Origin of the sequence: Barrientosiimonas humi (assembly GCF_006716095.1) — a bacterium.
Classification (GTDB): domain Bacteria; phylum Actinomycetota; class Actinomycetes; order Actinomycetales; family Dermatophilaceae; genus Barrientosiimonas; species Barrientosiimonas humi.
Genome location: NZ_VFOK01000002.1, coordinates 60,769 through 73,704, shown reverse-complemented (window position 1 = coordinate 73,704; position 12,936 = coordinate 60,769). Strand labels below are relative to the sequence as shown.

Annotated in this window: 10 protein-coding genes; 4 read left to right on the top strand and 6 right to left on the bottom strand. The window is 71.8% G+C overall.

The window, feature by feature from the left end; all coding sequences use genetic code 11:
- Positions 1-167: 167 nt before the first annotated feature.
- Genes FB554_RS16085 through FB554_RS16075 form a run of 3 tightly spaced genes read right to left on the bottom strand, consistent with a single transcriptional unit; the run spans position 168 to position 3,524 of the window.
- Complete coding sequence (locus FB554_RS16085; protein WP_142007695.1) at positions 168-1,043, bottom strand: ABC transporter permease; 876 nt, start codon at positions 1,041-1,043, stop codon at positions 168-170.
- Positions 1,040-1,987, bottom strand: a complete 948-nt coding sequence (locus FB554_RS16080; protein WP_142007694.1) for an ABC transporter permease — start codon at positions 1,985-1,987, stop codon at positions 1,040-1,042. The genes FB554_RS16085 and FB554_RS16080 overlap by 4 nt, the downstream gene beginning before the upstream one ends.
- 1 nt (position 1,988) lies before the next feature.
- Complete coding sequence (locus tag FB554_RS16075) at positions 1,989-3,524, bottom strand: ABC transporter substrate-binding protein (protein ID WP_338070579.1); 1,536 nt, start codon at positions 3,522-3,524, stop codon at positions 1,989-1,991.
- A gap of 91 nt (positions 3,525-3,615) precedes the next feature.
- Here FB554_RS16075 and FB554_RS16070 point away from each other — a divergent pair, with 91 nt between their 5' ends.
- The 3 genes from FB554_RS16070 (at position 3,616) to FB554_RS16060 (ending at position 8,555) form a co-directional block, all read left to right on the top strand.
- On the top strand, positions 3,616-4,989 hold the full coding sequence (locus FB554_RS16070) for an amidase (RefSeq protein WP_211344688.1): 1,374 nt from the start codon (positions 3,616-3,618) through the stop codon (positions 4,987-4,989).
- A gap of 93 nt (positions 4,990-5,082) precedes the next feature.
- The gene (locus tag FB554_RS16065; RefSeq protein ID WP_142007692.1) at positions 5,083-6,570 is read left to right on the top strand and encodes a hypothetical protein; all 1,488 of its coding nucleotides are present in this window, start codon (positions 5,083-5,085) and stop codon (positions 6,568-6,570) included.
- Between the two features lie 131 nt (positions 6,571-6,701).
- A complete protein-coding gene (locus tag FB554_RS16060) occupies positions 6,702-8,555 on the top strand; it encodes an acyl-CoA dehydrogenase (RefSeq protein WP_142007691.1) in 1,854 nt (617 codons plus the stop codon).
- 131 nt (positions 8,556-8,686) lie between these two features.
- Here the strand turns inward: FB554_RS16060 and aroQ are convergent, their stop codons facing one another.
- The 3 genes from aroQ to FB554_RS16045 form a co-directional block, all read right to left on the bottom strand.
- On the bottom strand, positions 8,687-9,121 hold the full coding sequence (gene aroQ / locus FB554_RS16055) for a type II 3-dehydroquinate dehydratase (RefSeq protein ID WP_142007690.1): 435 nt from the start codon (positions 9,119-9,121) through the stop codon (positions 8,687-8,689).
- A gap of 77 nt (positions 9,122-9,198) precedes the next feature.
- The gene (locus FB554_RS16050) at positions 9,199-9,993 is read right to left on the bottom strand and encodes a carbon-nitrogen family hydrolase (RefSeq protein ID WP_142007689.1); all 795 of its coding nucleotides are present in this window, start codon (positions 9,991-9,993) and stop codon (positions 9,199-9,201) included.
- A gap of 2 nt (positions 9,994-9,995) precedes the next feature.
- A complete protein-coding gene (locus FB554_RS16045; protein WP_236022178.1) occupies positions 9,996-11,960 on the bottom strand; it encodes a bifunctional copper resistance protein CopD/cytochrome c oxidase assembly protein in 1,965 nt (654 codons plus the stop codon).
- 104 nt (positions 11,961-12,064) lie between these two features.
- Here FB554_RS16045 and FB554_RS16040 point away from each other — a divergent pair, with 104 nt between their 5' ends.
- Positions 12,065-12,922, top strand: a complete 858-nt coding sequence (locus FB554_RS16040) for a maleylpyruvate isomerase family mycothiol-dependent enzyme (protein WP_142007688.1) — start codon at positions 12,065-12,067, stop codon at positions 12,920-12,922.
- Positions 12,923-12,936 lie beyond the last annotated feature (14 nt).

Below are 12,936 nucleotides of genomic sequence, written 5' to 3'. Positions count from 1 at the left end.
GGTCTCGATACGGGCCTCGGCTAGCGCCTCGCCCCTACTCGACCGGCTTGGGTCCGCTCTGCTCGACCGGCTTGTGCCCACCCTGCTCGACCGGCTTGTGCCCGCCCTGCTCGACCGGCTTGTGTCCGCCCGGCTCGACCGGTCTGGGATTCCGCTCGGCATCTCGCTCATCGTTGGCCCCCCGAGTCGCTCCCCGCCACGTGCTTCGCCAGGCGCGGGTCGAGCAGGTCGCGCAGGCCGTCGCCGAGCAGGTTGAACCCCAGCACGGCCAGCGCGATCGCGAGCCCGGGGATCACCACCAGCCGCGGCGCCTGGTCGAGGTAGGACTGGTGCTCCTGCAGCATCCGCCCCCACGAGGGCGTGTCCGGGGGCGCGCCGAGGCCGAGGTAGGACAGCGCCGCCTCCGCGAGGATCGCGATGGCGAACGACACGGACGCCTGGACGATGACCAGGTTCATGACGTTGGGCAGCACGTGCCGCAGCGCGATCGCGAACGGCCGCCGGCCCGCCGCGCGGGCGGCCAGGACGTAGTCGCTCTCCAGCACCACGAGCGCACCGCTGCGCACCACGCGGGCGAACGCGGGGACGGTCGCGATGCCGATGGCGACCATCGCGGTGACGACGCTGCCGCCGTACACCGCGGCCAGCATGATCGCCAGCAGCAGGGCCGGGAAGGCCAGCAGCAGGTCGCTCGCGCGCATGACCAGCCCGTCGAGCCAGGGCTGCCGGCGCGACATCGCGGCGAGCAGCCCCAGCGGGACCCCGACGAGCGCGGCCAGACCGACCGACAGGATGCCGACGAGCAGGGTCGTGCGCGCACCGACCAGCAGCTGGGATAACACGTCACGGCCGAGCCGGTCGCCGCCCAGCAGGTGGTCTGCGGAGAACCCGGCGAGCCGGTCCTCGGGGGTGACGAGCGTCGGCGGGTAGGGCGTCCAGACGAACGACACGAGCGCGGCCAGGACGACGGCGAGCACGAGCAGGCCGCCCACCACGACGCTGGGGTTGGCTCGCCGGCGCAGCCGGGTGATCGCCGCGGTCATCGCGCGCCTCGCAGCCGCGGGTCGATGACGAGATACAGCAGGTCGACGACGAAGCTCACGACGAGCACCGCCGCGACGAGCAGCATGACGATGTCCTGCACCATCAGCAGGTCGCGGTTGGCGACGGCATCGAGCAGCCCCGACCCCAGCCCCGGGATCACGAAGACCCGCTCGACGACGACCGCGCCGACCAGCAGCGTCGCCAGCTGCAGCCCGAGCACGGTGACGACCGGGATCGCCGCGTTGCGCAGCCCGTGGCGCACCAGGGCGCGCATCGGGCTGAGTCCCTTGGCCCGCGCCGTGCGGATGTAGTCCTCGCGCATGACCTCCAGCACCGAGCTGCGCACGTAGCGCGCGAGCACCGCCGCCTGCACCAGCGCCAGCGAGGTGACCGGCAGGATCAGCTGCTGCAGGAACAGCGCCGGGTCCTGCGCCGGTGGCGTCCAGCCGCCGGAGGGCAGCCAGCCCAGGCCGACCGCGAACACCGCGACGAGCAGGATGCCGGCGAGGAACGCGGGGATCGAGACGCCGACCTGCGAAAGGGTCGACAGGACCAGCCCGGAGAGCTGCCGATGGCGTACGGCCATGAGGGTGCCGAGCGGCACGGCCACGAGCATCGCGAGCACCATCGCGCACACCACCAGCCAGAGCGTGACCTGGAAGCGGTCGGCGATCTGCGGGGCGATCGCCGCACGGGAGATGTACGACTCGCCCAGGTCCATGCGCAGCAGCCCGGTGATCCAGCGCCAGTACTGCACGGGCAGCGGGTCGTCCAGCCCGAACTCGCGCTCCAGATCGGCGACTGCTTCGTCGGTTGCGTTGACCCCCAAGGCAACTCGCGCCGGGCTGCCGGGCAGCACGGCCATGAGTCCGAACACGACGACGCTGCTGGCGAGCAGGCTCGCCAGCAGCACCCCGAGGCGGGTCAGGACGCGCAGCAGCACGTCAGGAGCGGCCCAGCGTCGACAGGTCGAAGCCCTCGGTGATGGCGTTCTTGGGGAGGCCGGTGATGTTCTTGTCGGCGACGATCAGGTTCGGGAGCAGGAACAGGAAGTCGGCGCCGGCGTCGTCGGCGATGAGCCGCGCGGCCTTCTTCATGCTGGCGGTCTCCTGCTGCGGGGTGCCCGTGTCGGCGGCCTTGAGCAGCCCGGCCATCTGCGGGTTGCTGAAGTGGGTGTAGTAGTCAGGGTCGCCGAAAACCGTTGGCAGGTCACGGGGTTCGACGTGCGACACCATCGACAGGTCGTAGTCGCTGTTGGTGAAGACGGTCGTCAGCCACGCGGCGGGGAACTCCAGGGTGTCGGTCTGCACCTTGAACCCGACCTGCTCGAGCATGCTCTTCACGACCGGCCCGCACGACTGCGCGTAGGGCAGCGACGGCAGCCGCAGCCGGACGGTGGTGCCGGTCTTGCCGGCCTGCTGCAGCAGCTGCTTGGCCTTGGCCTGGTCGTACGGCGTGACCTTGGTGAGGTCTTCGTACCAGGGGTCGGTGGGCGGCACCATCGAGCCGATGAGCTGACCGCGCCCGGCCCAGCAGGTGTCGAGGAGCGCCCGGTGGTTGATGCCGTATCGCACGGCCTGGCGAACTCGCTTGTCGTTGAAGGGAGCTCGCGAGGAGTTCATCGACAGCACGACCTCGCCGTTGGTCGTCCCCTCGATGACTTGGTACTGGCTCGTCGGGAACTGGCCGAGCGACTCCGGCGCCTGCACGGTGCCGATGACGTTGATGGTCTTGGAGCGCAGCGCGTTGTTGAGCGCGGTCGGGTCCTTGAAGTACTTCAGCGTGACGGTCTTGAAGTAGGGCTTCTTGCCCCAGTAGTCCTCGTTGCGGGTCAGCACGATCGAGTCGCCGCGGCGCCAGGTGCTGAAGGCGTACGGGCCGGTGCCGACCGGCTTGGTGGCGAGCTGGTCGGCCGCGGTGCGGCTGAAGATCGCACCCACCCGGGTGGTCATGTTGAACAGCCAGCTGTTGCTGGGCTGGCTGAGCGTCACGCGCACCTGGTTGTCGCCGACCTTCTCGGCCTTGGAGACCGGGTCCATCTTGGCCTTGATGGCGATGGTCCAGGCCGACTTCACCTGGTTGATCGACCACACGACGTCGTCGGCGGTGAGCTTCTGGCCGCCGGTGAAGGTGACGTCCGGCCGCAGGTCGAAGGTGTAGGTCTCCCGGTCGGGCGAGACGGTCCACTTCTCGGCGAGGCCGGGCACGATCTTGCCGCTCTGGTCCTGCTTGACGAGCGTCTCGTAGATGTTGCCGAGCTCGACCTGCGGGATGGCCGCGCCGTCGTTCTTGGTGAAGTCGAGGCTCGCCGGCTCGGCCACCAGGCCGATCGTGACCGACTCGCCGGACGGGCCGGACGCACCCGAGCCGGAGCCGCTGGCGGAGGAGGAGCCGGCGCCGCCGCCCGAGCCGGCGTTGCACGCGGCGGTGAGCAGCGACAGCCCGACGACCGAGCTGACGAGGGCGATCTTGCGGGTCACGGGCACTCCCAGGGCGAGGCGGCGCCACCTGCGCGCCGCGGTGCGTCCCATCCTGGCCCAAATCACCAGGCCGCGCCGCCAAGATGGTGCGGTGGTCGATGACGGATTGGTGTGGCTGAGCGCGACCGAGCTGGTGCGGGCGTACGCCGGTGGTGACCTCTCCCCGGTCGAGGTCCACCGCGCGGTGCAGCGCCGCATCGCCGAGCTGGAGCCGACGGTCAACGCGTTCTGGCAGCGCGACGCGCTGGAGTCCGAGCGCGCGGCGCAGCAGAGCGAGGCCCGCTGGCGGGTGGGCGAACCGCTCGGCCCCATCGACGGTGTCCCGATCACGCTGAAGGAGAACGTCGCCCGCGCCGGCGTGCCCATGCCGGCGGGCAACGCCGGGGTCACGCCGGTGGTGCCCGACCGCAACGCCCCGATCACCGACCGCGTGCTGGAGTCGGGCGCGGTCGTGCTCGGGTCGACGGTGATGCCCGACTGGGGGATGCTCTCCTCCGGCGTCTCGTCGCTGCACGGGATCACCCGCAGCCCGCTCGACCCGAGGCTCACGACGGGCGGGTCGAGCTCGGGCGCCGGCGCGGCCGCGGCCGGCGGGTTCGGCCCGCTGCACGTCGGCACCGACATCGGCGGCTCGATCCGGCTGCCCGGCACCTGGCTGGGGCTTGCGACGCTCAAGCCGTCGGACGGGCGGGTGCCGATCGACGTGCCCTACCTCGGCCGCGTCGCCGGGCCGATGGCCCGCACGGTGGACGACCTCGCGCTGCTCATGTCGGTCATCGCGCAGCCCGACCCGCGCGACTGGGCGAGCCTGCCGCCGGCCGAGATCGACTGGGACACTTCGGGATTCGAGCCTCGATCAGTGCGGGTGGGGCTGCTGCTCGACGCCGGCTGCGGCATGCCGGTCGACCCCGAGGTGCGGGCGGTGGTCGAGCGCGCCGCCGGTGCGCTCGGCGACGCCGGCGCGGAGGTCGTACCCCTCGAACCGTGGATGACCGACGACCTGCTGGCCGACCTCGACACGTTCTGGCGCGTGCGGTCCTACGTCGACCTCGTCGCCCTGCCGCCGGAGCAGCGCGAGCGGGTGCTGCCGTTCATCGCGCGCTGGGCCACGGCGGCCGCCGACACCCCGGGCACCCGGCTGATGCAGTGCTACACCGCGACCAACACCATCCGGGCGCGCACGGTGGCGGCGACCCAGGCGTACGACATCGTCCTGTCTCCCGTCGCGCCCATGGCGGCCTTCCCCGCCGAGTGGCCGATGCCGTGGGGCGAGGGCGACACCGCGATGGCGCACATCGGGTTCACCGTGCCGCTCAACATGTCCGGCCAGCCCGCGGCGACGGCTGACGCCGGGCGCACCGCCGACGGGCGCACGGTCGGGGTGCAGGTCGCCGGCCGCCGCTTCGACGACCTCGGGGTGCTGCGCGCGGCCCGGTGGCTCGAGTCCGCCCTGCGGGGGCGCTGACGATGCCCCGCCGCCTGAACGCCCCGCGGGCGGATGCCGTCACGCCGGGCCGACGAGCGTGAGCGCGACCGCCGGACCTGGTAAGGGTTGACGGTGGTCCGCCGACTCGTCGCTCCGACGCTGTGGCTGATCGTGGCCCTGGTGGTGGGCACGCTGGCCTGGATGACCAGTCAGGGCGTGGCGGCCCACGTGGCGGCGTGCGCGGTCGGCGGGTTCGCCGCGGGCTGGTTCGTCCGCCGGCTGCGCCCGGCCGCGCCGGAGCGGCCCAGCGAGGGCCCCGGTCGGCTCGTGCTGCCGGTCGTCGCGAGCGTGCTCGTGGCCGCCGTCGGCGTCGGGGTGCCGTGGTGGCTGGCCTACCAGTCCGAGCGCCGGGACGTCGCGTGGACGATGCCCTACCGCAGCGAGACGCCGACCGTGGTCGGCGACAGGGTGTACCTGCGCACCGACAGCGCCACAGCCGGGGAGCCCTCGTGGCTCGAGGTGCGCGACATCCGCTCCGGCAAGCACCTGTGGTCACGCCGGTTCCCCGCGCGCGCCCCCTGGTCGCGCAATCTGATGCTCGGTCGCTTGCAGGTCGCCGAGGACGGCTCGGTGATCCTCAAGGTCGACTCGGACAACGGACCAGAACGGGTCCTGCGACTGTCGGCCGACGGCGCGCTGCGCTGGGAGCGCCCCACGAGCTACGTGGTCGCCGCGACGGCCCTGACCACGGTCCTGGAGACCTGCTCCCTCGACCCCTCGAACCGCTGTCGCCTCGAAGGCGTCGGGCAGCGCGGCGAGCGTCGCTGGACGATGACGTACGAACGCGACAGCCCGGCCGAGATCTGGGACCCCGAGGCCCCCAGCGGCCCCGACCTGACCCTCCCGACGGTGGTGCCCGTCGTCGAGCGCCCGGTCGGGCGGCAGCGGGTGACCCTGGTGGACGCCGACACCGGCCAGCGCCGCCAGCGCGTGGACGACCCGAGCGGCGACCGCATGTCGCGGGTCGTGGCGCAGGGGCGCTACGTCTGGGCGCTCGACACCGGCGGCAACCGCTGCCGGTGGTTCGTCCTCGACGCCACCCGAGTGCGCTCCACCGTGCCCACCGGACCGTGCGACCGGGTCTCGTCGGCGAGGACGCTGGTCGGCGACCAGGTGTTCCTCTCACGGGAGCACGGGAGCGAGGCCGGGTTCGGCTGGACGCTCGACCTCGCGAGCGCCACCGCGCGACCGATGCCCTACGCGACCGGCGACCTCACCACGCCCCAGGCCGCGCTCAGCCTCGACGACTCCGACCCGGTCGCCGTCGACCCCGTGACCGGGCGACGGCTCTGGTCGCTCACCCCCTCGCCCGACGTCGGCAACGACGTGACGGTGGGCGAGTCCGTCGTACGCGTCGGTCAAGACCTCCCGTCGAGCAACAACCCGTTCTCGCCGCACACGGATGACAACCCCGGGCGCACCGTCGAGCTGCTGGCACCACGCACCGGGCAGCAGCTCGCGTCGATGTCCTGCGCCGGCCTGGGCGACGTGGAGGCGCTGGGCGCGGACTGGGCGCTGGTGACCTGCGGCAACGAGTTCCGCCTGCTGACCTCCCGCTGAGGAGGGGCGGCCCTCCCCTGACCAGCAGGACCTACGCCGAGGTAAGTCCGTACTCCGCCGCACCCTGCCTTTACCAGCGAGTAATATGGGGATTCGTACCGACGAGTAACATGCGGCCGAAGGAGCCATCAGTGGGTCACTACAAGAGCAACGTGCGCGACCTGGAGTTCAACCTCTTCGAGGTCTTCGGGCGCGAGGACGTCCTGGGGGCCGGGCCCTACGCCGAGCTCGACGCCGACACCGCGCGCGAGATGCTGCAGCAGATGTCGGTCCTGGCCGAGAACGACCTGGCCGCCTCGTTCGACGACGCCGACCGCCACCCGCCGGTCTACGACCCGGCGACCACCGACGTACAGATCCCCGAGAGCTTCAAGAAGAGCTACCAGGCCTACATCGACTCCGGCTTCTGGGCCGTCGACGTCCCGGGCGAGCTCGACGGCACGGTCGCGCCGCCGTCGCTGAAGTGGGCGATGAACGAGATGGTGCTCGGCGCCAACCCGGCGATCGCGATGTACGCCGCGAGCTACGCCTTCGCCAAGCTGCTGTACGTCCTCGGCACCGACGAGCAGAAGAAGCTGGCTCGGTGGATCGTCGAGAAGGGCTGGCACTGCACGATGGTGCTGACCGAGCCCGACGCGGGCTCCGACGTGGGCGCCGGCCGCACCAAGGCCGCGCAGAACGACGACGGCACCTGGAACGTCACGGGCGTGAAGCGCTTCATCACCTCGGCCGAGTCCGACATGGTCGACAACGTCATCCACTTCGTGCTCGCCCGCCCCGAGGGCGCCGGCCCGGGCACCAAGGGCCTGTCGCTGTTCATCGTCCCCAAGTTCCACGTCGACCTGGAGACCGGCGAGCTGGGCGAGCGCAACGGCGCCTACGTCACCAACGTCGAGCACAAGATGGGCCTGAAGGTCTCGACCACCTGCGAGCTGACGTTCGGCGACAAGGAGCCGGCCACCGGCACCCTGCTCGGCGACGAGCACAACGGCATCGCCCAGATGTTCCGCGTCATCGAGCACGCGCGAATGCTGGTGGGCACCAAGGCGATCGCGACCCTGTCGACCGGTTACCTCAACGCGCTCGACTACGCCAAGGAGCGCGTGCAGGGCGCCGACATGACCACCCCGGCCAAGGACGCGCCGCGCGTCACGATCACCCACCACCCCGACGTGCGCCGGTCGCTGATGCTGCAGAAGGCGTACGCCGAGGGCCTGCGCGCGCTGGTGATCTTCACCGCCTCGCAGCAGGACACCGTCGACGTCGAGCAGCTGCGCACCGGCAGCGAGACGGTCGCGCAGGACTCGCCGGCCTACCTCGCCCAGCGGGTCAACGACCTGCTGCTGCCGATCGTCAAGGGCGTGGGCTCGGAGCGGGCGTGGGTGCTGCTCGGCACCGAGTCGCTGCAGACCTTCGGCGGTTCGGGCTTCCTGCAGGACTACCCCGTCGAGCAGTACATCCGCGACGCCAAGATCGACACCCTCTACGAGGGCACCACGGCGATCCAGTCGCTCGACTTCTTCTTCCGCAAGATCATCAAGGACCAGGGTCAGGCCATCGGCTGGCTCGCCCAGGAGATCGCCGCGACCGTCAAGGGCGGCGCCGGCGACGACACGCTGAAGACCGAGCGCGAGCTGCTCGGCAAGGCCGTCGACGACTTCCAGGCGATCCTCGGCGTCATGGGCGGCCACGCCATGGCGGCGATGGACCAGCCCGAGGAGGCCTACAAGGTCGGCCTCAACTCGGTGCGGCTGCTGATGGGCGCGGGTGACGTGATCATCGGCTGGCTGCTGCTGCGCCAGGCCGAGGTCGCCCAGGCCCGGCTCGACGCGGGCGACGCCGGCAAGGACGAGGCGTTCTACACCGGCAAGGTCGCGGCCGCGAAGTTCTTCGCGCAGACCGTCCTCCCGCGCCTCGCCGCCGATCGGGTGATCGCCGAGGGCGTCAACCTGGAGCTGATGGAGCTGCCCGAGGCCGCGTTCTGACCCGAGCAGCGCAAAGATGCGCGAGGCGTACAGGCATGCCTGTGCGCCTCGCGCATTCTTGAGGTAGGGGCCGCGACCGCCGCAGCCGCGCGGGCGGGAGCGGCCCGGCGATGGCGTACGTCGGGGTCGGGTCAGCCCAAATCGGCCAGCCGGCGCAACGCCAGCTCGTAACCCTGGATGCCGCAGCCCACGATCACGCCGGAGGCGAGGTCGGACAGGTAGGAGTGGTGCCGGAAGGCGTCGCGGGCGAACACGTTGGACACGTGCACCTCGACGAACGGCAGCGCCACCGCCGCGAGCGCGTCGCGCAGCGCGACCGAGGTGTGGGTGTATCCGGCGGCGTTGACGATCAGCGCGTCCGCGCTCCCGGCGGCGCCCTGCACCGCGTCGACCAGGTCGCCCTCGCGGTTGGACTGCACCCAGGTCAGCTCGCAGTCGAGCTCGCCGGCCACGGCGACGCACCGCTGCTCGGCGTCGGCCAGGGTGCCCGCGCCGTAGACGTCGGGCTCACGCTGACCGAGCAGGTTGAGGTTGGGGCCGTTGACCACCAGCACGCGCATCGCCATGCGCGGCAGTATCCCAGCCCCCGCCCTCCCAGCCCACGGCGAGGATGGCCGGCCCCCTGGCCCTCCTTGCGGAGGCGTCAGAGGCGGCGGTCGGCCAGCACCGGGAAGTCCTCGCGGGCCTTGGCGACCGTGCTGGTGTCGACCTCGACCGACAGCACCTCCTCGCCCGCACCGGCCTCGGCCAGCACCTCGCCCGTGGGCGAGACGACGGCGCTGTGGCCGCCCATCTCGGTGCCCGCGTGGGTGCCGGCGGTGTTGCAGCCGACGACGACGCACTGGTCCTCCAGCGCGCGGGCGCGCAGCAGCAGACGCCAGTGCTCCACGCGCGCCATCGGCCACGCGGCGGGAATGACGAAAACTGTTGCGCCCTGGTCGATCTGGGCCCGATAGAGCTCGGGGAAGCGCAGGTCGTAGCAGGTCGACAGCGCGCCTCGCGACCCGTCGGGCAGGTCGAGCAGCACGACGTCCTCGCCCGCCTCCATCAGCTTGGGCTCGCCGCCGCCGAAGCCGAACCGGTGGATCTTGCGGTAGGTCGCGACGCGCTCGCCGGTGGCGTCGAGGACGACCGAGGTGTTCCACAGCTCCTTGCCCTCGGGGCCGGTCTCGTCGCCGGGGCGCTCGACGATCGACCCGGCGTGCACCATCGCGCCGATCTCGCGGGCGGCCTGCGCCATGCGCTGCACGACGTCACCGTCGACCTGCTGGGCGCGCTCCTCCCACGAGCGGTAGTCGAACCCGCCCGCCGACCACAGCTCGGGCAGCACCACGAGGTCGTGGCCGCGCTGCTGCTCCACGAGCCCGGCCGCGCGCTCGGTGCGCTCGGCGACGGACTCGCTGTCGTCGTACGCCAGCTGGATCACGGCGATGCGCATGCTCACTCCTTGGGCGGTCCACCACGGCCGGCGCGGCCGGCCAGATATTCGTTGTACGCCTTCAGGTCGGCGTCGTCGTCACGCTCGGCCTGACGCTCCTGGCGCCGGGCCTCCTTGTTGTCCGAGCGCAACCAGTCTGCCGTCACCAGCACGGCGAGGATCACCGTGGGCAGCTCACCGGTGCCCCACGCGACCGCGCCGGCGGCCTGCTGGTCGTCCAGCGGGTCGGGGACCCAGGGCAGCTGCAGGGCGTTGAAGAACTCCGGCACGAGCAGGGTGGTGCCGGTCATCAGCGCCACGCCGAAGAACGCGTGCGAGGCGAGCGTGACCAGCAGCACCAGCAGCCGCAGCGGCGCCGGCAGCTTCGGCGGGCCGGGGTCGACGCCGATGAGCGACCAGACGAACAGATAACCGGTCAGCAGGAAGTGCACGATCATCAGCACATGCCCGGTGTGGGTCTGCAGCGCCAGGCCGAACAGCGGCGAGTAGTAGAAGACGACCAGGCTGAAGAAGAACAGCACCGCCGCCACGACCGGGTTGCCGAAGAAGCGGGTCGCCCGCGAGTGCACCGTGGCGAGGATCAGCTCGCGCGGGCCGAGCGTGGCGTCCTTGCGCTTGGGCAGCGCCCGCAGCGCGAGAGTGACGGGGGCGCCGAGCACGAGCAGCAGCGGCACGCCCATCGAGATGATCATGTGCTCGATCATGTGGATCGAGAACATGACCCGGCCGTAGATGCCGATGCCGCTGTCGATGACGTAGACGAACAGCAGCCAGCCCGCGACCCAGCAGATGGTGCGGTGGATCGGCCAGGAGTCGCCGCGGCGGCGCAGCCGCAGCATCCACGCGAGGTAGACGCCGATCGCGATGACCGCGACGGTCGTGAACAGCCACTCGGTGCGCCACATCGTCAGCAGCCGGGTGACGGTGAAGTCGGGCGGCGTGGGGTATCCGGTGCGGTCGAGCACCGGGTCGGAGGCGCTGATCTCCTCCCCGCCCGGCGGGGGCGTGCGGGCCAGCGCCGTCGCGATGCCGACGGTGGCGCCCATGACGAGCACCTCGAGCGCGGCGAACCGGGCGAACGCGCCGCGCGGCGCCTTCTCGTCGGGGCTGCGCTCGAGCACCCGGATGACGCGCTCGCGCTGCAGGTAGCCGAACCCGCCGAGCACCACCAGCGCCGCGGTCTTGGCCAGCACGAGGATGCCGTAGTCGCTGGTGAGCTCCCCGAAGCCGCCGAGCCGGACGGCCGCGTTCAGCAGGCCGGACAGCGCGACCAGCACGAAGCACCAGAGCGCGATCCTGGAGTAGCGCGCGGCCGTCGCCGCCGCGCCCTTGCCGAGCCGCGACCACAGCAGCAGCAGCGCCAGCAGACCGCCGACCCAGATGGTGGCGCCGACCAGGTGGAAGGCCAGCGAGTTGACCGCAGAGTCGTGGTCGGCCGAGCCCGCGGCGTGACCCACCAGCGCCAGCGGCAGGATCGCGACGACCGACGCGAAGAACAGCCACGCCATCGCGTTGCGGCCGCGCTCGATCGAGGACAGCAGCGCGATCACCAGCGCCGCGAACGAGGTGATCGCCGGCGCGCGCAGCAGCTCCAGCTGCCAGGTGTTGGTCCAGTAGGCGGAGAAGAAGCCCGACGAGCCGATCGCGGTGCCCGACAGGTCGGAGTACGCCATGACCCCGCCGAGCAGACCCGCCAGACCCCAGACCGTCGCCGACGCGGTGGCCAAGCGCCCGGCGTACGCCCTGCGCTGGGTGTTCTTGCCCTCCGGCATCAGCAGGCCGCCCAGCAGGAACATGCCCACCGTCAGCGCCGCGGCCAGGTCGTGCACCACCCGCAGCAGGGGGATGCCCCACCGGACGACGGGCCCGGCGTCGGACAGCTCGATCGGCGCTGCGGCCCCGCCGAACATCGCCGCCATGGCGCTGAACAGGAGGCCGGCGACGACGACCAGACCGACGAACGGCACTCCCAGACCAGCGGATTCACCCTTGCGGAGGGGAGGCTGCCCGGATCGTGGAGGACTCGTGGAGGACTGCTGGGTCACTGGGACAGGGTAAGTAGGGTTCCTGTATGGCCACGCATCCGCTTCCGCCCGAGAGTCTGCGCGACCTCGCCGAGGCGTACGCCGGCACCTTCAAGGCCGTCATCGACCTCGGCTTCACCTGCCACGACGAGGACTTCGCCCTCGAGACCGACTGCCCCGGCTGGACCGTCAAGGACCAGTTCTCCCACGTCGCCGGCGTCGAGGCCGCCGGGGCCGGGGTGCACGACCCGCAGGTGTCGGTGCCCGACTACCCCCACCTGCGCCACGACTTCGCCCGCGAGATCGAGAAGGCCGTCGAGGTGCGCCGCCCGCGCACCGGGTCGCAGGTCGTCGCCGAGCTGCAGCGGCTGCTGCCCGACCGGCTGGCCGTGCTCGCCGGCGAGGACCTCGAGCCCGACACCGTGCTCACCGGACCGCTCGGCGAGATGCCCGCCGTCGACCTGCTCGCGCTGCGCACCGTCGACCTGTGGGTGCACGAGCAGGACATCCGCGGCGCGCTCGGCCGCCCCGGCAACCTCGACTCCCCCGCCGCCGCCCTGTTCGTCAGCAAGGTGCTCGCCGGCTTCCCCGGCCGCGCCGCGCGCAAGGCCGGCCTGCCCGTCGGCACCGTCGTGATCCTGGAGAGCACCGGCCCGGTCACCGCCCGCGAGGGCATCCGCATCGTCGAGGGTGACGACCCCGAAAAGCCTTTGGCAGAGCCTCTTTTCAGCGGTGACTCCGACGGGCACGGGCACCCCGAGTCGGTCACGACGATCCGGCTCACCACCGAGGCGCTGACCCGTCTCGGCGCCGGTCGCAAGCGCGCCGACGAGGTGCACTACAGCGTCGAGGGCGACGACGACGTCGCCCGACGCGTGCTCGACGTGCTGACCATCACTCCCTGAGCGCCGGCGCCCGG